The sequence below is a fragment of the Fischerella sp. PCC 9605 genome (assembly GCF_000517105.1).
Taxonomy (GTDB): domain Bacteria; phylum Cyanobacteriota; class Cyanobacteriia; order Cyanobacteriales; family Nostocaceae; genus PCC9605.
In genome coordinates, this window is the sequence record NZ_KI912148.1 from 1,717,371 (window position 1) to 1,739,383 (window position 22,013).

17 protein-coding genes are annotated in these 22,013 nt (G+C 44.1%); 7 read left to right on the forward strand and 10 right to left on the reverse strand.

Going from position 1 to position 22,013, the window contains the following annotated elements:
- Positions 1-222 precede the first annotated feature (222 nt).
- The 3 genes from FIS9605_RS0109900 (at position 223) to ypfJ (ending at position 3,339) form a co-directional block, all read left to right on the forward strand.
- Positions 223-1,461, forward strand: a complete 1,239-nt coding sequence (locus FIS9605_RS0109900) for a glycosyltransferase (RefSeq protein WP_026732452.1) — start codon at positions 223-225, stop codon at positions 1,459-1,461.
- A 15-nt stretch (positions 1,462-1,476) separates the two neighbouring features.
- Positions 1,477-2,205, forward strand: coding sequence for a class I SAM-dependent methyltransferase (locus FIS9605_RS36695; protein WP_035139509.1), 729 nt, complete (start codon positions 1,477-1,479; stop codon positions 2,203-2,205).
- A 276-nt stretch (positions 2,206-2,481) separates the two neighbouring features.
- Complete coding sequence (gene ypfJ, locus FIS9605_RS0109910) at positions 2,482-3,339, forward strand: KPN_02809 family neutral zinc metallopeptidase (RefSeq protein WP_026732453.1); 858 nt, start codon at positions 2,482-2,484, stop codon at positions 3,337-3,339.
- Between the two features lie 90 nt (positions 3,340-3,429).
- On the opposite strand, the gene FIS9605_RS0109915 is transcribed toward ypfJ, so the two are convergent.
- The 4 genes from FIS9605_RS0109915 to FIS9605_RS0109930 all read right to left on the reverse strand — a co-directional run bounded on the left by FIS9605_RS0109915 (position 3,430) and on the right by FIS9605_RS0109930 (position 7,570).
- The gene (locus FIS9605_RS0109915; RefSeq protein WP_026732454.1) at positions 3,430-5,142 is read right to left on the reverse strand and encodes a putative bifunctional diguanylate cyclase/phosphodiesterase; all 1,713 of its coding nucleotides are present in this window, start codon (positions 5,140-5,142) and stop codon (positions 3,430-3,432) included.
- Positions 5,143-5,551: 409 nt separating this feature from the next.
- Complete coding sequence (locus FIS9605_RS0109920; RefSeq protein ID WP_035139510.1) at positions 5,552-6,274, reverse strand: carbonic anhydrase; 723 nt, start codon at positions 6,272-6,274, stop codon at positions 5,552-5,554.
- Between the two features lie 7 nt (positions 6,275-6,281).
- On the reverse strand, positions 6,282-6,596 hold the full coding sequence (locus tag FIS9605_RS0109925; RefSeq protein ID WP_026732456.1) for a P-II family nitrogen regulator: 315 nt from the start codon (positions 6,594-6,596) through the stop codon (positions 6,282-6,284).
- Between the two features lie 5 nt (positions 6,597-6,601).
- Positions 6,602-7,570, reverse strand: coding sequence for a sodium-dependent bicarbonate transport family permease (locus tag FIS9605_RS0109930; protein ID WP_026732457.1), 969 nt, complete (start codon positions 7,568-7,570; stop codon positions 6,602-6,604).
- A gap of 78 nt (positions 7,571-7,648) precedes the next feature.
- On the opposite strand from FIS9605_RS0109930, the gene FIS9605_RS42555 reads away from it, so the two are divergent.
- Positions 7,649-7,813, forward strand: coding sequence for a hypothetical protein (locus tag FIS9605_RS42555; RefSeq protein WP_155960391.1), 165 nt, complete (start codon positions 7,649-7,651; stop codon positions 7,811-7,813).
- Positions 7,814-7,856: 43 nt separating this feature from the next.
- On the forward strand, positions 7,857-8,405 hold the full coding sequence (locus FIS9605_RS0109940) for a Uma2 family endonuclease (protein WP_026732458.1): 549 nt from the start codon (positions 7,857-7,859) through the stop codon (positions 8,403-8,405).
- Here FIS9605_RS0109940 and FIS9605_RS36700 read toward each other — a convergent pair.
- Entirely contained in the window at positions 8,328-10,472 is a 2,145-nt protein-coding gene (locus FIS9605_RS36700) for a COR domain-containing protein (RefSeq protein ID WP_082209748.1), read from the reverse strand. The genes FIS9605_RS0109940 and FIS9605_RS36700 overlap by 78 nt on opposite strands.
- Positions 10,473-10,657: 185 nt before the next feature.
- Between FIS9605_RS36700 and FIS9605_RS43950 the strand changes: the two genes are divergently transcribed.
- Entirely contained in the window at positions 10,658-10,795 is a 138-nt protein-coding gene (locus FIS9605_RS43950) for a hypothetical protein (protein ID WP_197036019.1), read from the forward strand.
- 40 nt (positions 10,796-10,835) lie between these two features.
- On the opposite strand, the gene FIS9605_RS0109950 is transcribed toward FIS9605_RS43950, so the two are convergent.
- The 4 genes from FIS9605_RS0109950 to FIS9605_RS0109965 form a co-directional block, all read right to left on the reverse strand.
- Entirely contained in the window at positions 10,836-11,012 is a 177-nt protein-coding gene (locus FIS9605_RS0109950) for a hypothetical protein (protein ID WP_155960392.1), read from the reverse strand.
- Between the two features lie 132 nt (positions 11,013-11,144).
- The gene (locus FIS9605_RS0109955; RefSeq protein ID WP_026732460.1) at positions 11,145-12,314 is read right to left on the reverse strand and encodes a glycerate kinase family protein; all 1,170 of its coding nucleotides are present in this window, start codon (positions 12,312-12,314) and stop codon (positions 11,145-11,147) included.
- Between the two features lie 79 nt (positions 12,315-12,393).
- A complete protein-coding gene (locus tag FIS9605_RS0109960; RefSeq protein ID WP_026732461.1) occupies positions 12,394-13,884 on the reverse strand; it encodes an ATP-binding protein in 1,491 nt (496 codons plus the stop codon).
- 126 nt (positions 13,885-14,010) lie between these two features.
- Positions 14,011-15,555, reverse strand: a complete 1,545-nt coding sequence (locus FIS9605_RS0109965; protein WP_026732462.1) for an SLC13 family permease — start codon at positions 15,553-15,555, stop codon at positions 14,011-14,013.
- Between the two features lie 809 nt (positions 15,556-16,364).
- On the opposite strand from FIS9605_RS0109965, the gene FIS9605_RS0109975 reads away from it, so the two are divergent.
- Positions 16,365-16,634, forward strand: coding sequence for a GlsB/YeaQ/YmgE family stress response membrane protein (locus FIS9605_RS0109975; RefSeq protein WP_026732464.1), 270 nt, complete (start codon positions 16,365-16,367; stop codon positions 16,632-16,634).
- 243 nt (positions 16,635-16,877) lie between these two features.
- Here FIS9605_RS0109975 and FIS9605_RS0109980 read toward each other — a convergent pair whose 3' ends face one another.
- On the reverse strand, positions 16,878-21,959 hold the full coding sequence (locus tag FIS9605_RS0109980) for a translocation/assembly module TamB domain-containing protein (RefSeq protein WP_026732465.1): 5,082 nt from the start codon (positions 21,957-21,959) through the stop codon (positions 16,878-16,880).
- Between the last annotated feature and the right edge of the window lie 54 nt (positions 21,960-22,013).

Here is a 22,013-nt window from a genome sequence, read left to right on the forward strand (position 1 = left end):
GGCTTGATATTTTTTTCAAGTTCATTGCTGCTTTGTAGCAAATATTACAATAACGTCGAAAATAAGGTAACGAAACATCAACGTACAAGAATTATAGCTGGCGGCTAACGATTGCAGTCAAACTAATCTGAGTAACTATTTAGAAAATAAATACTCTGACTCCGGCAGAGCAATCTGCGATCGGAAAAATGCAGAAAAACTGTTCCCTCTAATCTTTGGTAAATGAGCATTCTTGAACCAAATTCACTTTTGTCAGTACCAACTGGTCAGTTACAAATTTCTGAATTGCCGCCTAGCACTGTCGGTGTAGATAGTTCGCCAATCTTTTTTTCTCTTGTAATTCCGACTTACAACGAAGCTGGAAATATCAAAGCCATCATCAGGATATTGAGTACCTTGCTAGATGAGTCGATCCCAGGAGAGTACGAACTGATTGTTGTAGACGATGATAGTCCTGATGGTACTTGGGAAGTTGCACAGTCTTTGATGTTGGAGTACCCTCAGTTGCGAGTGATGCGACGTCAGGATGAAAGAGGTCTTTCCTCAGCGGTGATTCGCGGTTGGCAGGTAGCGAGGGGAGATGTTTTAGGGGTAATTGATGGTGATTTGCAGCATCCACCCCACGTGCTGCTGCGACTTTTATATGCAATTCAAAAGGGAGCGGATTTGGCAGTTGCTAGCCGTCACGTCGAAGGTGGTGGAGTCAGTAGTTGGAGTTTCATTAGGCGTTTTTTGTCCCGTGGTGCTCAATTATTGGGATTGATTATTCTGCCAAATGTACTAGGCCGAGTTTCAGATCCAATGAGCGGTTATTTTATAGTACGTCGGAATTGCATAGTAAATGTTACCCTCAATCCCGTAGGATACAAAGTTCTGCTTGAGGTAATCGGGCGAGGCCAGGTAAAGCAAATAGCTGAAGTCGGTTATGTATTCTGCGAACGTAAAGAGGGTGAAAGCAAAGTCACATGGAAGCAATATCTAGATTACATCCACCACTTATTGCGATTGCGGCTTTCTACAGGATATATAGGAAGATTCAGCCAAAACTTCCCCATTGGCCGATTTATGCGCTTTGGCTTGGTGGGACTGAGTGGGGTATTTGTGGATATGGCGGTGCTTTATTTGCTCAGTGACCCGACTACATTAGGATTGCCCTTGACTCGCAGTAAAATTTTGGCTGGGGAAATTGCTATTTTCAATAATTTTTTGTGGAATGACGCTTGGACTTTTGCTGATGTTGCCATGCAACAGCGATCGTGGCGTCAGCGATTGAAGCGATTTTTGAAATTTAATCTTATTTGTCTGGCGGGGTTAGTATTAAATGTGCTGGTGTTGAATTTAGTATTTAATTTCATTATTCATAACCGCTACATCGCTAACCTCATCGCGATCGCCATTGCTACAATCTGGAACTTCTGGGTTAACCTCAAACTCAGTTGGCGTGTAACACAAGTGAAGTGAGTATATATCAGTTGTATGGTTGAGGGCTACCAAGAGGATCTTGCTTATATTCATGATGTTGGGTTTGGGGCTTTCTCAAGCGAATCCGCACCAGGTCTGCTAGAAATATTGCGCCAAAAAGGAATTGCAAAGGGTTTAGTTGTCGATTTAGGATGTGGCAGTGGCATATGGGCAAAAGCGCTCACCCAAGCTGGTTACGATGTTCTAGGGATAGATATATCTGATGCGTTTATAGACTTAGCAAAGAAAAAAGCACCAAAGGCTAATTTCCAAACAGCATCTTTTCTGAGAGTCCCAATCCCAGAATGCAATGCCGTAACATCAATAGGAGAATGCTTAAATTATCAATTTGATGAGCATGGGTTAGCAGAGATCCAAGAACTGTTCACGCGAATATACAAAACCTTAAAATCAGGCGGCGTGTTTATTTTCGATATTGCTGAACCGGGATATGTAAGTGGCACGAATCCACAAAAAACTTATTCCGAAGGGCAAGATTGGGCAATCCTTGTGGAAAAAGAAGAGGATAAGTCAACAAATCAATTAACTCGCAAAATGACAATCTTTCGTAAGATTGGAAATCTTTATCGAAGGAGTGAAGAAATACACCGCGTTCAATTATATAAAAGTTCGGAAGTTGCAAAAGAACTTCGGAAAGTTGGCTTTAAAGTAAGAATTATCCGTGGATACGGGGAATTTAGATTTAGAAACGCTCAAGTCGGATTTATAGCAACAAAAGCATAAACCCAGCATTGGCTTGGCAATTGTGGATTTGTAAGATGGTGACGTTTATTACCGAGAGAGAACGTCACAAGGATAAAGCGGTAATAATCCCAAGTAAGGCTTTCCACCAAACTCAGCGCTATCCCTTCGACAGATGATCTGGATGAATAGAATCACTAATATTTTTGGTGAATTATTAAAAATCTAGCTGGGGTGCGATGTTTTGGTGACAAGTCACTCCGCGTCTACATACTTTGTTTACTTCTGCCAAGTTAAGTAGTTTGGAGACTCTAAGTTATGCGTTGGGAATTCGGCCGTAGAAGCACCAATGTTGAGGACAGGCGCGGAACTCGAATTTCGGCTCCTGTAGTGGGAGGTGGCATTGGGGCAATCATTTTGTCACTGATTGTTGCTTTTTTGGGTGGCGATCCCAGTATAATCTGGGAGCAAACACAAACACCAAGCGATCGCCCCTACTCGGAGTCTCCTCAAACAGAACGTTCTGCCACAGAAGATACTATGGCTGATTTTGTTTCAGTAGTTCTGGCAGATACAGAAGATACTTGGCAAAGTCTATTTCGGCAAATGGGAAAGACCTATGTGGAACCCAAGTTAGTTCTTTATTCGGATGCCGTACAATCTGCCTGTGGGTTTGCGCGATCGGCTTCTGGCCCATTCTATTGCCCCGCCGATCAAAAAGTCTACATTGACTTAAGCTTTTATGAAGATTTGAAGAATCGGCATCAAGCACCAGGGGACTTTGCCCAAGCGTATGTGATTGCTCACGAGATTGGGCATCATGTTCAGAATCAAATGGGCATTCTCGGTCGGGTTAATACATTGCAGCGTCAAGTCGATCAAGTGGAAGCAAATCAACTTTCAGTCCGGCTGGAGTTACAGGCGGACTGTTTTGCTGGTATCTGGGCGCACCATGCCAATCGCTCGCGGCAGGTTCTGGAAGCAGGCGACATTGAAGAGGGGCTGAATGCTGCTAGTAGTATTGGAGACGATCGCTTGCAACGTCAGGCAAAAGGGTATGTTGTGCCAGAATCTTTTACACATGGTAGTTCAGCCCAGCGAGTCCGCTGGTTCAAACGAGGCATTCAAACAGGCGATCCTGCACAATGTAATACTTTTGCGAGCGCAAATCCTTAACAGTTAAAGGAAATTGGTATTAGACATCGCAGTATAGCAATGAAGCATCTTAATTTTGCACAATAGTCATTAGGATGCTTCACTTCATTTTTATGCTGCGATCGCTGTCATCTGCAAAGAATGCTGTTTCAGCATCTGGGCGATCGCATCTGTGGGGACAGGAGGACTGAAGTAGAACCCCTGCCCTTCGTGACATCCCCGCATTTGCAGGTATTCAAGTTGTTCTCGGGTTTCTACCCCCTCTGCTGTGATGTTCAACCGCAGACTCTTTGCTAGGGCAATAATGGCATCGGTGACAGCTGCGCTATCAGGATTTGATGTCACATCCTGCACAAATGAGCGATCGATCTTGAGCATGTCAACGTGAAAGCGCTTCAAGTAGTTTAGGGAAGAATAGCCTGTGCCGAAGTCATCCAAGGCCAGCAATATGCCTAGTTCTCGTAATTGTTCTAGGGTTCTAACGGAGCGCTCTATGTCAGTCACTAGAAAACTTTCAGTGACTTCCAGTTCTAAGTAAGACGCTTCCATTCCAGTCTCCTCAAGAATCTGGCTGACAACCTCCACTAGATTTGGTTGTTCAAATTGTCGAGCCGACAGATTCACCGACACGCGAATTGGAGGTAGTCCGGCAAGCTGCCAGGCACGGTTTTGAGTACAGGCTGTTCGCAAAACCCATTCACCGATTGGCACAATTAAACCATTGGCTTCTGCAATCGGAATAAACTTTGCTGGAGAAATCAACCCCCGTGTGGGATGCTGCCAGCGAACCAGTGCTTCAATTGCTGTCACTTGTTTGCTGTGTAAATCAATTAGAGGTTGGTAATAAACCAGCATTTCGTTGCGCTCAAGCGCCCTATGTAATTCATTTTCTAGCGTTAGTCGCTCCAGCAGCTGAGCATTAATCTCGGGCGAATAGAATTGGTATTGGCTACGTCCCTGCTGCTTTGCCTGGTACAGCGCTATATGTGCCTGTTGTAAAAGATCGTCGACATGATGGCGATCGCCCAAGTCATTAATTGTGATGCCAATGCTGGCTGTGATATGAATTGTGTTGCCTTCTAAACAGAAGGGTTTTGCCAGCGTACTCAGCACTAACTGAGATAGCTTGATCGCAGTCTCAAAAGAAAAAATGTCTGTTATGGCGATCGCAAATTCATCTCCACTCAAACGGGCAAGAATATCTGTTTGAGTTATGCAGGTTGTCAAACGTTGGGCAACTGCTCTTAACAACAAATTTGAAATCTTATGCTTTAATGCATGACTTATACCAGTGAAATCATCAATACTTAGCAAAAGGATAGCTACAAGCTGTTGATTATTCTGAGGTTTGGATTGGGTTTGATGGAGGCGATGGCGAAACAAATCCCGATTGGGTAATCCGGTCAGGTTATCGTAGTTGGTGATGTAGTGAATTAATTCATCTAATTTATGCAGAGTTTGTGAGGTATCTGCCATCAGCGTACCCGCTTCATCGACAAATTGTGTAGGTAGTTCGGGTAATGTTTTGGTCTTTAGATAGTCTTGCAATGCAGCAGATGTCAAAATCACCGGTGCAAGCAGGTAGTGTAGCGCATAGAGAGTGACTGCCGTACCCACTAAAGTAGCCAAAAGAGCAATCGTCAGAACTCGCACTGTCATCTGCAAAGAATAGGAGTTTGAAGTGACGAAACTCAAGAGTAAAGTTAGAAGTGGTACATGAGTACCTAAAAATGCCACCAACATGATTTTGGCGATGTAACTTTTTTTGAGTAATCCGAAATGAGCCAGAGATGAATACAGGTAAAGTTTTGGCTGGAATTGCATAGGTTGAGATGATGATTAAAAATTGGTTACTAAGTATCCGGCAAAAGGGTATTTTAAAATCACGAGCAAATGGAGTAAATTTCAGTGGCAAGAAATTTAATCTAAGGTTAGATATTATGCTTTTTTAAAAAAGTGTCTACGTAAAATTTACTTTAATATAGTTGGATAAATCTAACTCCAGTCTAAGTTTTACCAGCAAAAGAGTTTAAAGTAGATCCACTTAATTTTGTATAAATTTTATATTAATAAAATATTTACCGATCAACTGGGGTGAGTAAAGGCGATCGCTAGAATTAAAGTATCAAATATTAACCGGGCTTGCGTACACAAACCCGGTGATGCTTGACCATTAGGCTGAATTGATAATCGCAATCTCTTTTAATTAGGATGTGCTGTAAACTCTGCCAAATCAAGTAATAATGCTCACTTTTCCCGTATCCAAATCATAACGACCCCCGACAATTTTCAATTTGCCAGACTGCAACCGCTCATTTAAGAGCTTGGATAGCTTCAGCCTTTCAATTTGATAGTGCACATTTGCAATTACAGCATTCTCAACCGCGTCGCCTGACTGACCTTTGACCTTTGCCACGGCTGGCTTAATTGCCTTCACAAAACTACCAATCTCACCAAGCAGAGATTCTTGCTGTACAGCTGCGGTTACTGCTCCGCAGCGTTCATGACCTAGTACCATCAATACAGGAGTGCCTAAAAGAGCAACAGCATATTCAATACTGCCGATTGCTTCCCGCGTGGCAATATTGCCAGCAATACGAACATCAAAGATATCTCCTATACCTTGATCGAAAACAATTTCTGCTGGCACTCGCGAATCTGCACAACTCAGGATAGTTGCAAATGGATGTTGAGCTTGAGCAACTTCTTGCAAACGCGCCTGAGATTGATCGGGATATTGGGGTTTATGCTGGACAAATCGCTGATTTCCCTCCATCAGCTTTTGCAGCGCTGCATCGGGAGTAAGAGGTTGAGGAGTTGTTAGAGACAATTCGGCGGCTTGAACTTGTTCAACCTGCCAGAGTAAATCGCTGGCAGTTGCCATTATACTAAATGCCCCAATGGCTCCCAACTTTAGAAACTCACGACGTTCTATCAAACGCTTCATTGGGTTCATCATATTTTTACAGCGAGGCGATGCATTTTACAGAGCGAATCTCCATCACATCTGAGATGTAACAGGTTCCTCCAAACTTATTGAGTAGGGGTCTAATATTTTCTACAACAGGCTTGAGTTGTTCTGGTTGGCAGAACGCGATGATGTAAACATTATCAAGCATGGTCATGTCTAAATCTTCTGTCATTTCGCCTCGCAACCCTTTGCCAGCAACATTGCGAATCACGGCATGACCATGTACACCTGACTTGTCCAAACTATCTAAAATTTTGCCCAGTTCAAACGAGTTGGCGATAATTTCTATCTTTTTAACCAGGTGCATATTAATTACCTCCACAACAGGTTAATTCCGTACAGGTATAGAGGAATTCCTACTATAATATTGAACGGAAATGTCACTGCTAGAGCAGTAGAAACATACAGGCTGGGATTCGCTTCAGGAACGGTCAACCGCATAGCTGCTGGGACAGCAATGTAAGAGGCACTGGCACACAGCACAGCAAACAAAAGTGCATCTCCCTGAGGCATACCAATAAATCTGGCAATTAATAATCCAATGCCTGCATTGAGTACTGGAATCAGTATGGCAAATGAGATCAGAAAAATTCCGGTTTTTTGCAAGTCTTTAATTCTTCTAGCAGCGACCAGTCCCATATCCAGCAAAAAGAAGGTGAGAATGCCATAGAACAGTCCTTGAGTAAAGGGTTCTAAGACCTGCCACCCGTGTTCTCCCGTCAAGAAACCAATCAGGAGGCTACCAACCAGTAAAAAGACTGAACTATTTAAAAATGCCTCTTGCAATACTTCAGACCAGGCAAAGTCCCGCTTGCCATCGGTGGTGAATAGATTCACTAGGATCAGACCAACAATAATAGCTGGAGATTCCATCAGGGCAAGGGCTGCCACCATGTAGCCATCAAAAGCAATGCCAAGCTCAGTTAGAAAGGCACTCGCTGTGATGAATGTAACAGCGCTGATCGAGCCGTAGGTTGCCGCGATCGCCGCAGCATCGTAAGTATCTAGTTTCAGCCTGAGAATAAAAAAGGTGTAAATTGGGACAACACACGCCATCAACATCGCTGCTAAAAGCGTCAAAATTACTTCCTGTGTGATACCACTTTTGATCAGCTCTACCCCCCCCTTAAACCCAATGGCAAACAGCAGATAAAGCGAAAGGAGTTTGGGTACTGGTGCAGGAATTTCTAGATCGGACTTGACAAAAACAGCAGTCATGCCCAAGAAAAAAAACAAGACTGGCGGATTCAGGATGTTGGATACAATCAAACTGCCATCCATGTCCATCCCTCCTCATACGGATAAAACCGTAAATTAAACAAACTTTGCATTGCAGAAATTTATTATCATCATTGAATCATGATGTATCGTGTCCCGTTACCCAATGTCAATTGGGTGATGAAGCATTTCAACAACCATCAAAATCAAATATCCGTTGTTTTGAGTGCAACAGCAACCGCACTTTTACGTGACACCACAGCGATCTTATACAAACAAGCGATCGCCTTCTTTGTTCGTTTGTAAGAACGATAAAATATTGACAGAGTGGCAATGACACCGAACCTGTATGACAACAGCGCTTCCTCCGTCCCTCACCCTCGAAGAATTCCTCAAACTGCCAGAAACAAAGCCTGCGAGTGAATTTATTGACGGTCAAATTTACCAAAAACCCATGCCTCAAGGCAAACACTCCAGGCTGCAACTCAAGTTTTGTGATGCAGTCAATCAAGTTGCAGAAACACCGAAAATTGCCCTCGCTTTCCCAGAGTTGCGCTGTACTTTTGGGGGACGCTCTATTGTGCCTGATGCTACCGTATTCCTGTGGGAGCGAATACCATTTGATGATGATGGCGAAGTACCTAATACCTTTGATATTTGTCCAGACTGGACGGTAGAAATTCTCTCACCCGAACAGAGAGCTACTAAAGTTATTAGTAATATTTTGCACTGCCTTAGACATGGCACTCAGCTAGGATGGTTAATTGACCCAGATGAGCGGTTAATTTTAGCGTTTCTTCCAGGACAAGAACCTATCGAGTTAACTCTTAGCGATCGCAGCTTGCAATCGACCGTGAATCTTGGTAGGGAAAAGGGCTTGGTAGAGTTCGCTACCTAGTGCTTTGAGCAAGTCAGTATCTGTCTGTCTCTGCTCAATCAGTTTTAATGTCAGCTTAATTCTATTCATCTCCAACCGCAATTCGCCCCACTCGTCGCCTTGTTCTGAGGAAGCGCGAATTTTGCGATCGCCTGTAACCAATATTTGAAAATCGTGGTAATTCATAGTGGTTTGATTTTGGAATGATTGATCTCTCGCTTTGGACAATTCCTGTTGTAGTGGTGCAGTTCGGGGTTTAAGTTCCTGTTCTGTGGGCAAATTAACATCATCAATTAGCCTACGAACATCGACCATTTCATAGCTGTTCTCGCACTCAATCCGATATCGACCAGCTTTCAAACGCTTATACAAGTTTTCCAGAGGGTAGGAATAAGGTTCCAGACTTCCTGCACAGCTATTGCAGTTACAAGGAACAAGAGTTTGATATTGCAAACGTTCAAAAGACTTGTGGATTTTTTCGAGTTCGTGAGTGACGACTGTTAGCAATTCTTTCTTGCGGTGTCCGGCTACACGGACTTTAATTTCTTTTTGATTGTAGTGTTCAATGATTTCAGCACGAGTTTCGTCTTTGTTGAGAACAACGCCGCTTCTCCAAACGAGTTTTTGTTGTTCAATCCAAGGGTGTGTTTCAACAATGAAGCGGGTGAGAATACCCTTGGGCATAAACTCGTATTTGTAGCGCAAAATCAGGTTATTAGTTCCGTCCCAATTGTAGTCTGGTTGATTGATATTAAGTAGTTGGGGTGCAATATAGTTACCGGGACGATTAGGAATTGGGTAACAAAGTTTGAACCGCATCATTAGTTGCAGCAGTTCATCTCGCATGTCGGCATATTTGCTATCTTTCCAAATATCAGCGAGATCATTTTTGGTGAAACAGCCGAGATTTTTCTTGACGGTTTGATTGTCTAAAACTTTGTAGACGGCAGTTGTACCCCATTCAGGTTTAAGGATGACATAGTGTTTAAGCGTAGAATCGTCTTGGAAGTGCAGACAAACGCCGAGGTCGTGCAGATAGCGACTCAGCCGCAGCATATCTTTACGGTCAGTTAAATTATTAACTCGGCAAAGGTTCTCGTATTCGTAAAAGCTAATGTAGTTGCGGGAATCGTTTTCTAAAGCTGCTCTAACTCTCACCCAGAGTTTTGGTAGAGGTGTACCGACGTGGGGTAGTCTGCTGATGTAGTCTTGAATAGCTTGTTTAATTTCTGCTAACCCGCGATTAGTGGCTAAGTTAGTTGCCAGAACTTTCTCCAGATTAGTAAATTCTCCGCGCAATTGGCGATCGTTGACTTCACACTGACGGTCTTGTTTTTCGTTTTTAACGATCAGAACCGGACTATTATCACTAAGGAGTTCGACAACCTTAAGCCACCAGTAAAAGTCAGTGTTTTCTTTGCGAGTATCAGCGACTAAAGCATAGAGGGAACGTTCAGTGAGGAAAAACTGGTGGGTTTGATGGTAAATCTCTTGCCCGCCGAAGTCCCAGATATTGACGCGAAAGTCTTTGCCATTTGGTTGGGTGAAGTTCCATTGAATTACGTCAATGCCTTGGGTTGATTCCTCATCAGCCTGGAGTTCGTAAGTTTCGTCTTCTATTTTCTTGGCTAAAGAAGTTTTACCTGCTCCCCCTTCACCAACAATCAATAATTTTGCTTCGTAGAAGGGTTCAGTTTCGTTGGGATCTTGTACCCGAAAATAGAAATCGAGAATTTCATTCACATCGCCTGGATCTTTTGATAAATCCTTCGCTCCCAAAATCTCAGGTGGAATGGGGACTGGATTACTACGCAGATCCAGCTTTTTCAGATTTGGCAGTTGTCTAATTTCGCTTGGCAGAGTGCTGAGTTGATTGTCGCGGAGGTGGAGCGTTTGCAAGTTGACCAGTTGACCAATTTCGGTTGGCAGAGTGCTGAGTTGATTGTAGCTGAGGTGGAGCGATCGCAAGTTGACCAGTTGTCCAATCTCAGGCGGTAAAGCCGTCAACTCATTACCAGAGAGGTCGAGTTCCGTCACGCCCTCTGTTACTGCTTGTTCAATTACCTGTAGCAGTTCTGCCTCGGTCATGAGCAATTAAGTAGGTTAGCACAAATTAAAGTTAACTCGTGAAGACCGTCATTTGTCATTGGTAGGGGTTTCAGGTGTGTTACTTTTCATAACATAGTTATATTTATTTTCACCCACCTATATTGAAAATAAACCTCACCCCGTCCTATCGGACACCCCTCTCCTTAGCAAGGAGAGGGGAAGGGGTGAGGTTTTTCATTCTGGTGTACGCAGTTCATGATGGCTACTTGGCGTATGCTATTAGTGAAAGTACAGCACCATCAGCAATTCAAGGTGCGTTAGCCTACGGCATAACACACCCTACTTTTAATATTAATAGGTAGCGATCGCCACTGAGGAAGGCTATGTGTGATATGGCATTTGTCAAATTGTAAGTTGAAATTGAATTGTCGTTACCAACATCGATTCATCCACACAGAAGGCGATCGCGTTTGTCACAAACGTCTTGACGTTGTTTATTAACGTCGTTTCATCCACACAGAAGGCGATCGCGTTTGTCACAAACGTCTTGATGTTCTTTATTAACGTTGATTCAATCATAGAGAACACGATCGCGTTTATCACAAACGTCTTGATGTTCTTTATTAACGTGAAGACGTTCATCACAAACGCCGTGACAGACTTTTCAGGCGTTCTTTAAAATGCGGCTAAAAAGTAGATTGCATAAGCATATTATCTTCTGCCTTTTTGCACTAGTTTTTGACCAACTTTGATCAAACGCATCACTCGTTCCGCTGCGTAGGTTAAAAGGTCGGGTGTGTTGGCGATCGCTTCAGGTAGGGTACAGGGTTCTCTGAGAATCGTGGAAAAAGAGTCAATGCCATAGTCAAAATTCACTCGCGCATCCTTACCAATAGTGCCAGCGATCGCAATTACTGGTAGGTCATAGCGTTTAGCACGTTGTGCTACTTCCACAGGAATTTTGCCTCGCGGCGTTTGGAAATCTATACTCCCCTCAGCCGTAATAACTAAATCACTATCTTGGAGAAGGCGATCAAGTTCTAGATATTGCATCACAATGTCATAGCGCGGATGCAGGGTAGCACCCAAAAAGGCGTATAACCCAGTTCCCAATCCACCAGAAGCACCGCCACCGGGCATTTCCCGTACGTCAATTCCCAACTCGCGCTCGATTACATCTGCATAGTGGTCTAGTGCTGCTGCCATTTGTTCAACTGTTTCTTGTGACGCGCCTTTTTGGGGGCCAAAAACCCTTGCCACTCCCTTCGGGCCGCATAACAAATTATGCCAGTTACACGCCACATCAATTTGCACTTGTTCGAGGCGGGAGTCGTGCTTACTCATGTCAATAGTGTGAAGTTTGATGAGTTTGCCACCACCTCTACCCAACTCCTTTCCTGCTGCATCCAAAAAACGTATTCCTAAAGCTTGTGCCATGCCAGCCCCACCGTCATTTGTACCGGAGTCTCCGCAGCCGACTAAAATTCTTTCGACTCCTGCATCCAATGCCGCCTTAATCAGTTCACCTACACCATAAGTGGTAGTTTTCAGAGGGTCACGGGCATCGCGGGGAACTAACCGCAATCCTGCTGCTGCCGCCATTTCTAGTACGGCAGTTTTGACATCTGTACCCCCTAGCAAACCATAGTGTGCTTCTACAGCTTGCCCGACCGGGCCAGTTACTTTAACCGGATGCAAGGTTCCGCCTGTTGCAGCAACTAGTGCTTTCGCAAAGCCTTCACCACCGTCTACAAGCGGTGCTTTGCGGATATCTGCATCCGGAATAGCACGGTTAACACCTGTAGCAATATAATCAGCTACTTCATCTGCTGCTAAACTTTCTTTGAAACCAGAAGGGGCTATCAGAACTCGTAAAGTCATAACCTACTCCTTGTACTCTGGAAAATTACTGTATTAAAAATTACATATAATTGATTCTCCCCCTCTCCCACTGTTTCCCTCACTCCTCACGCAACGGCAACCGCATCTGAACAAGCGTACCTAGACCGGGTTCACTGTCAATATGAAGACTACCCCCATGCTGCTCAACAATCGCTCTAGTGAGCTTGAGTCCTACACTGGGACGTTGCCTCTGGGTGTCATCAAAGGTAACAAAAGCTTGATTAATCAATGGCTGCTCAACACCTGTACCATCGTCGGCAACTTCGATCAGCAGTTCGGCGCCCTTAGTTGCATCTTTAGCAAGCAATGACCGTATCCCTAAGTGTCCTCCCCGTTCTGGTAAGGCTGAAAGAGCGTTGCGTATCAATTCACCCAAAGCTTCTCGCAGCTTGAGCCGATCCACAACTGCGTAGTTAACTTCTGGTGCAATTTGTAACTCGAAGCTCACACTCCGGCGGGCTAACTCGTCATGAAACCGCAGCATCACTTCGTAAAGTAATGATCGGATATCTGTACGAGCTAGATTCAGGTCTAAAGGAAATCCGAATTCGGTAACACGCGCCACTGCCTGCAAAATCTGATCGAGCTGGTCAATTACTGCCTGTTTTTGTGCAACTGCTACTGTGCCACTGCCATCTACCTCATCGCCGTGCAGTTGTGAAACTCGCGATCGCAATTGTGATACCAGCCGATGCAGCATCAGACGGGATGGGACTTTCTGCCAGTCTGGCTGTTGGCTGGCACCATCTGTCTCTTGTATGGGCACAGCTGCCATGCTGATGATTTGCTCTCGTTGAGCGATCGCTGCGGTCATGCGATTAAAAGCACGGTTGAGTGACCCTAACTCGTCTTGACGTTCCTCATCCAAATGACGCTGAAAATCACCTTTTGCCACATCATCCAGCGCTTGTTCTGCTTCGCGCAGGGGAGCGAATAAATCAGAAGCCAGGTAGGCAAACAGCAAAAAGATCAGCGAGAGAATTCCAAAGGCAGAGATTGTCAACACTAGTTGGGCAGTCTGACGAGTGTTGTTGGCTTGGTTGCGAATCTGCTGGCGAATCTTTTGGTCAGAAGCCACCGCCGCCTTAGTTACCTCGTCAAATTTCTGGAAGTCTTCCTTTTCTAGTTGCTCCTCCATCAATTCCAAAGCTTCATTCCGACGACCTGCATCCATCAAATCGAAGACTCTACGGGCATTGTTCATCAGTTGGTTATAGGCGTTGCGAACCTGCTGCACTTGTTGACGTTCTGCATCATTATCAGCCAACTTTGCCCAGCGCTCGAAATCTTCATCAACAGGTTCGATAGATTCTTCAAACTCCTCTTTGGCATCGTCATCGTCGGTAATAACTCGATCTGGCACTTCTTTCATAGCCCGAAAGGTTGCTGCCCGGACTCGCTGCAACAAGAGACTGCGCTGATAGTGATCCTGAAGATTGTCTTCACTGGCGTGCCAGCTAGCGATCGCCCATACTGTCACACCACCACTTGCCAGTGCCAGCAGCGCCAAACCGCTAAAAATAGTTAAGAGCTTCTTCCGTATGTTCATTATTAGTCATTGGTCATTAGTCATTAGTCATTAGTCATTGGTCATTGGTTGTTCTCCGAGTCCCCGCGTCAGGTGCGTCCTCCCCTCTCCTACTCCTCCACTCTCCCCCTCCTCATTCCCCATTCCCTACAATCTCAAACCAACCCAACGCCAGTAACTGAAGTAGAACAGCACCATTAACCCCAAATGCACAGGAAGCAGTACTGAAGTCAGGCGGAGCAAATCTGTGGGTTTGTAGGTTTCGCCTTCAAGTTCTTGAAACATCAATAATGCTTTGGAACTAACTGGAAAAGTCAGGCAGTAATCCATGCCAACAGTGCTGATAAACATGACTGCGATCGGATTGAGCTGCAAACTGTTACCCAGGTAAAGTAATGCTGGAACTAACGCTGCTGCCCGTGCCGTGTGGGAGGTCATATACAGATGGGATGTGAGGGAGATAAACGCCAGTGATACTAGAATCAGCAAACGAGAATCTGTACTGGCAATACTGCTGATAGTAAAAAGCTGGTCAATAATCCACTGCGCTGCTTTAGAATCAATCAGCGCCCGTCCCAGCACTAAGGCTGCACCAACGAAAATTACTAAATTCCAAGAAACTGATTTGAGTCCCTCTTTCCACTTCAGTACCCCAATCCCTGGCAAAGTTAAAATCAGGGCTCCAACCACTGTGACTGTGGCAATCTCAAACCCATGCCAGCTTTCCGTTAGCCACAACGCAATCATCACGCCGACCACAATGAGGGTAATCCATTCCGAACGAGACAGTGGCTTGCGTTTGCCTTGGGGAATATCTAATTTCTGATTGAGGCGACCTTTATCTAAAAATAGGCGCATAATTACCCAGCACGAGGCATAGCTGGCAGCAATGCCAAAAGGTAAACCGTAGATTACCCATTGGGTGAAAGAGATTCGCTCTTTGCTAATTTGCTGGAGTAAATCATTGGCGATTAGATGTGAACCAGCTCCTACTAAGGCCACAATTGTTGACACCAAGATGATTGTTGGCATAAGTAATGCCAAAGCACGGATAATACGGCGATCGCTCGTGGCACTGGTGATGCTGCGAAACACTGGAATTGCCACAGCTGCCCGACCTGATGTTGAAGGAATTAAAAATGACAGTGGAATCAGTACTGTCACGAGTAGCCAAAACAAACTTCTAACTTTTCGCGCTCTTGATACTACTAACTGTGTTAGCCGTCCTGCCAAGCCTGTTTTTTGAACCGCACCACCTAACACAAAAGCACCAATCATTAACCAAACCACATCTGAAGCCAGGGCATCAAACAGTTGTTCCTGAGAAGTTCCGCCTGACAGAACTAACAACATCATGGTAAAGAGGGCGATGTAGTCTGCATTAATTGATGTGGTTGACCATAAAATCGCTGCCAGTAGAAACGCGAACAAAGCCAGACGTGCAGGGTCAGGTAGTGAAGAAGGTAACAGCACGGCAATACCAGCGATGGTTGTTAGTGCCAGTGGCAATACCGCATCTACCACCCAGCGGAACTTTCGCCGCCGGGAGTATTTGCCGGATGACTGTTGCTGAGAACCTGAGGCACTGGATGTAACCTGCTGTAAGCGTTTGGTATCAAATCGATTCCAAAGGCTTGCCTTGTCTGCTTCAGTTTGTCTGGATACAGATTTAGAGGCAGAAGCTTTTGTCATTTCTAACTGTGTTTTAATTTTTTAAAATCCGCGATTTATCTTGGTCTAAAGTTAAGAAAATGTTGTCTAAGGTTAAAATAAGGTTATGCTTAGCAAGATACTTGGTTTCGCTGCTACAGCATTCTATCGATAGAAAGAATTGAGGCTTAATTGATCTATCGCAAGAATGAAGCTTTTGAAAACTATTTTAAATTTTGGCAGACTGAGCTTAGTTGTCTCGCAACTATCCTGTTACTAACAGGAGAGATGTTTGCATTTGAAGCAGATAGCGTAGACGCCCTCCGGGCTGCTTCCCAAAGGGTTCGGAACTTCGGAGCATCTTACCCGCCAAGATCATGCAAGTTAAATGTCGAACAGCTTACCATCGCATCAAAGAACATCTTGATTAATGGCAGTAAGATGAACAGCGCTGGCTCCTATTCCTTCCTCTTTCTTTACTTTTCTTGAGATTCTAACTTCAGAAATAATGGCTATCTTACTGTAGACAGTTAGTTCAACTTGATAAGCTTGCTAATCTGTAATCATGAAAAATAAATTGCACTGGCAGAACATTACACCGCTGAGTTCTTTGCGGTAGTTAAAAGTAAAGCGATGCTAAAACTACCGACAGTGCTTATAAGTCAACGACATAGATGGCTGTAGAGTTTTGCTCGCTAACTCTACTTTATCGCAAACAACGAGAGGCTAAATAAATCCTCTATTTCAGCGGTCGGAATATGCGAACGTCTAGGGTCTATAAACAGCAAATTTCAGCACTCTCAAAGCTTCATTTTCACTATATTCATCTTGCAACCATTAGGGAGTAAAACATGAATCTGCTTGCTTGGATTGTATTAGGTCTACTGGCTGGTGCTATTGCTAAAGCGATTTATCCTGGCTATCAAGGTGGCAACATTCTAGCTACTATTGTCTTAGGAATTATTGGTGCCGTAATAGGTGGAAGTTTGGTTCACTTACTACAAACGGGAACTCTCGCAATTACTTCTGCAACTTTTAGTATTCCTGGACTGTTTGTAGCAGTATTGGGTGCAATTATCGCTATCTTCTTGTATAACCAATTTACTCGTAGAGCGTACTAAATATTAAGGGTAAAGGGGAAAGGCTAGAAGGGTAAGGGGAAGAAGAATTTTCTAACTCTTTCCCTTTTTCTTCTGTACGGCGCACAGCAGTGCGCCCGTACTAATACTAATTCCCTTTAACTGTGAAACATATGTAGATCCCCTCAACCTCGCTTAAAATGTCCGGCTAGAGAGAATCATTTGTATCAAACATTTAGAGAAATCTTATAACCACTAACCACTAACCACTAACAACCAACAAACTTAAAATCTTGTTTCAAACTGAATTTCTCCTCGACTTTCATCACTTAAATTCGTAGAACCTCGTAAAATAAATTGGTCGTTAAGTTCATAAAGCAGGTTGTAACGGAAGGATTCATTCGCATAAAAAACCCGCGATACAGAAAAAGAAGCATTGTTAGAGATAGCGATCGCTGCCTCTGCTGCTAAACTCAGTACTGATTGATCTCCCTTTGCATTAGTCTCGATAGTTGGAAATATTTGGAACGATCTAAAACCAATCGTTTCGGCAAATTGACTAACAGCTCCTTGGAATGCTGAAAAAATGGGAGAACTAGTCAGGGTGGCAATTCCTATATTTGTTGCATCTGCTTGACCGAAGACATTGAGAAAAGAACCTCCCAATAAAGCCACGATTTCCTCTTCACTACGAGCAGGTTCACTAGTCAGTTCCAAATTTTCAGATATTTTACTAGCAGGCCCGTCTACACTTGCTTGAACGCGAACTGTCCTGAAAGTGCCTAAGCTATTTGCCGAAGTATCACTAATCTCGCTAGAGAAAGGTGTGGTTGGTAAGCGACTACCTCTTGTCTCTGGGATAAATGTGACTAATCTTACATCTAAATTCGGGTCAAATCCCTGTTTAGGAGTAAATGTTGCAGTTTGTTCGTAACCACGAGCTAAGGTAAATTGAGTGACAAATAAATTCACTTGACCTCGTTGCAGACTAATCACTCCTTGAGGACGGGGATTAGCCAAAGTGCCATTGAGGGTAACATCTCCTTTTGCCACAAAGCTGAACAATGGCTGTTGAGTGACGCGAACATTATCTTCTAGGATGACTTGGAAATCTGCAAATTCTACAGGCAAATTAACTAGTGTTTGGTTGGGAGGAGTTGGAGAATCAGCGGCAGGTGCGGCATTATTAGTTGGAGAAACAACTGTAGGCTTTTGCAGAGATACCTCACCATTCGTTACAGCATTAGCAGGAGGTGTTACACCTGTGGTTGTAGAAGCAGCAGGATTTTGTCCTAGAAATATTTCGCCTTGTTTGAGTCGAACATTTCCCCCAAGTTGTGGATCTTGTGCTGTTCCTCTAACTACGACATTACCACTAACTCTCCCTTCATACAATTCTGGTAAACTGAGCCTGAGGTTTTCTAACACAACCGTGAGCGGATTTGTGACCGCTTGCTGTAGTGCGTTCTGAGTGGCAAAAATAGGCAGAATTCCCGCCGCAGTTAATTGTCCTTGACTGTATTTTCCTTGAAGACCTGTAACTATAAAGCGATCGCCTTCAAACCGAACTATCCCTGTCACATTTGTCACTGGTTCAGAAAGATTTTGGACTTTTAAAGTTGCATTTTTAACTGTGGCGATGCCATTAGTACTTGGTTGGTCTAAGGTACCCTGAATTTCTAAGTTTACTTGTCCCTGACCATTTACCCAGTTCACTTGATCGGTAAAGGCGTTTAATATTGCTAAGCCTTCATCTTGCACATTTGCTTGGATATCAATTTGATTGTTATCTGGTTCAACCTGAGCAAAAGGCAACGCCAATGGGATGCCACCTGTAATTTGCACTGGTTCTGTACCTGTCCCAGCTACTGAAACAGTGCTGCCAAAATTTAAACGAGCATTATTATAGTTCAAACTTACTTGCGCGTTCTCAACAGACTGATTGTTAATGCTCCCATCTACTAGCGCTATCTCTCCAATGGCACTGGGATTGTTCAAACTACCCGCAAGAGTAACCAGCGCATTGAGCCTACCCGCAATTTCTACAGGTAAATTTGGTAAAAAAGGCTCGATTAGTTCCACAGGAAATGCTTCTACTCGCGCTTGTCCAGATAATTGTTGCTGACTCAACTGTCCTGTGAAAGCTAGGAGTGACCCGTCCAAGTTCACCCGCAGGGGAAGCAATCTGAAAACACCATCTTCAAAATTGCCGTTAGCAACGACTTGATTAATTTTATAATCACCCCATACCCAGTCAGAACCAGTAAAGTTAAAGCTGGCGTTCAACCCTGTTTGCAAAGAGCCTGTGACGGCAATCTGTCCGTCGATCGGGCCCTTTAATTCTGCCAGTGTAGGTATGCGAGCCTGTTGTTGCTGTTGCTGTGTCTGCTGCTGTGCTACCCGGTCTAGAATTTTTGAGAAATAATCTAATTGTGTCAGTAAAGGCGCATCTGGCAAACTTACAGGTTTTGTTTGCAGTGCTTCTGCACCAGCAAGATCCGGAGGTTCCAAACCAGTTGCCAAATCTTCAAAACCGAAGATATTCAAGGCTTGCAAGATATTCTCAATTCTGCCTTGGTCGAGACTCAGCTGAAATTGCAATGGTTGCTGACCTGTAGTTGGCAACTCTCCACTGAGTAAGTAACGGCTCTGACCTTGCCGCAATTCACCCTGTTGTAAGCTAAAAGTACCATCAGCAAAACCAACACGTCCTCGGAATTCATCGCCTGTTATTCTGCCAATTCTGGGTTGAGCTATGGCTACATCTCCGACTACGTTAAACTCGTCTAGATTAATTGTCAAGTTCCCAGATAATTCTCCAGTCACAGGCCTTAAATTTGCGTTAGCAGGGAGAAAACTTCTCAGCGCTGCTACGGGAAACTCTCGAACGTTAACCAGCAGGTTGTCTCCTTCGGTTCTGCCAGTAGCTACACTTCCATCTCGTCTAATCAAAAATGAAGTCGGGCGATTATTGGGATCAAGATTAAAAGTAATTCGGTCTTGTTTGCCAGTCAGTTGTAGTTGGGTTCCTTGCTCTGGTTGATAGTTTACCTGACCAGTTAATACCGGATCAAATGCCAAATCGTTGACTGCAAAGTTCTCTAGCTGGATATTTCCAGAAGCGACGGGAGTAGTGGGAGTACCTGTAACTTTGCCAGTGAAATCAACTGTACCTGCAACTGCAACATTACCAGGCAGTTGGAAGGGAAGATTTTGCAGGTTATAATCCCGTGCTGTTACATCCAAGTTAAATCCTGTCACCTGGGGTGTTTCCTGCGTTTGAACTGCCACAGTACCCGCAGCCCGCAAACCAGGCGCAGTCGCTTGTATAATTCGCAACTGTTCACCATTCCAATTAAATTGCGCGGTCAATGGTTGTTGGAGTTGTGCTAAACCTTGAGAAAGGCGTACTTGTCCGGCGGCTTGAATATTTGCGAGTTGGAATGATTCAGTAGTCCCAGCTATACGCACTTCACCATTGAGCCTTCCCCGCAACTGTTCTGATAAAGTATTGAGTTGAACTTGGGAAATATTGGCTAAAGTTTGCCAGCGACCTTCATCTAAGCGAATATTTCTCAGATTCACAGTGCCATCTGCTACACGCAAGTTTGCCTGTCCTGTGGCTTGAATATCTGCTAGTTGGAAAGAATCAGTAGTGCCTGAGACATTAAACTCACCGTTGACAACTCCCCGATACTGGGGTGGTACTTGGGGAAAACGGCTCAGTTGAATGCCATTAGCAGTAACAATACCCTGCCAGCGCTTTTGTATCAGTTGTCCTCTAGCCGTGACTGTACCTCCCGCTACTTTGGCAACAGCATCCTGTAGTCGAACAATTCCTTGATTACTGTCGATCGCTGCTTGGAGTTGAGCAGGGTAGGTAGCAGCTGGTGCTTGCAACTGTACGACTGTTTGGAGATTATTAGGTACACCAGAAATCTGAGTGTTTGCTGATACACTGCCGATTTGAATTCCAGGTGAAGCATTGTAAGTTTTGGCGATCGCATCTCCTGGCAGATTTTGTCCCTGCAAATTGACAGCAATCCTGTTTTGATTTCCTAACTCCACTCGACCACTACCTGTAATTTTGCCCCCGACATTTGGAGTTGCTTGGATGTTGGCAAAGACAAGCTCATTCGGAGTTAGCCGTAAGCCAGTACTAATGTTATTAAATATCAGACGGTCAATTTGAGCAGTTTTGACAGTATTAATAGTTCCTGTCACAATTGGTTTTTGCAGCGCTCCCTGCACATTAAAATTTGCTTGCACAGTTCCAGCCACAGGAACAGGTAAATTCGCTTTGAAACTGTCTACAACGTTCTTCAGATTAACTGGTTTGACCTCAGCCTTGAGATTGTAACCAGTTTGAGTATTTATCGTCCCCTGAGCTTGGATTGGAACGCTACCGTAGCGCGCAGTAATATTTTTGAGGTCAATCTTTTGACCTTGGAAATTAATTTTACCTGTAGTATTAGTAACTTTACTAGGACTGTTAGGAATTTGTGCAATGATTTGATTTAGTCCTACAGTTCCGAAAAGAGCAATATCTGGCTGAGTGGGTTGTAATTGGATTGTTAAATTGCTATCGACACGACCGCCTTGTATATCTACTGGCGACGCCACTAACCGAGAGAGATCGGAGGCGAGTAAATTAGAAGCGTTAATTTTGAGGTTAGTTTGTCCCGCATTTGGGCGCGTGTTACCAGTGATTTGCAAATCGCCTCCCCTAGCAGGTTGGCTGTTAAATCTAAAGGTAATCAGTTGGTTTCGTTCTAAAAAGCGAGCTAAGCCGTTGACCTGATTAAACCCTACAACAGCTTTAGGTTTGTTTGGTTGGGAAGTTGGTTGTAAAACTACATCTCCATTTTCAACCTGAATACTGTTCAATTCTGTTTGAATTAAACCAGGCTTTTCTTCTGGACTAGCCTTAATTTCTGTCGTTACCCAACGACCTTGTTTATCCTGTTCAATGTAAACATCAGGCTGGATTAACGTTACATTTAACTTTAAAGTCCGCTGCAATAGCAGTTGCCAAGGATCAAACTGTACTTGCACAGCCTCAGCCTTAAGATTGTCTGGATCTTTAGGAGTTGCGGGTACTGAGGATGAGCCAAACCGCAGGCTATTCAAAGAAAAATCTTCGACTTTTCCTACCTGTACGGGTCGTCCGAGTAATTGCTGAAGGTTTGTTTCTACTAGCGGTGCTAATCTTTGGTTGATAAATATCCAAACCCACCAAGCACCTCCGACAATTCCAACCAACAAAATCACACCTAGAGCAATACTGGTGCGACTTAATAAGACGAACCAGAAACGTCTGTTGGAATTAGACTGGGGTTGATTACCCGGATCGGGAGAACCTGTCATCTTTGTTCTGGGGGTGTTGCTCTAGGCGTATAGCTAGGAATATCCCTTTGTGAA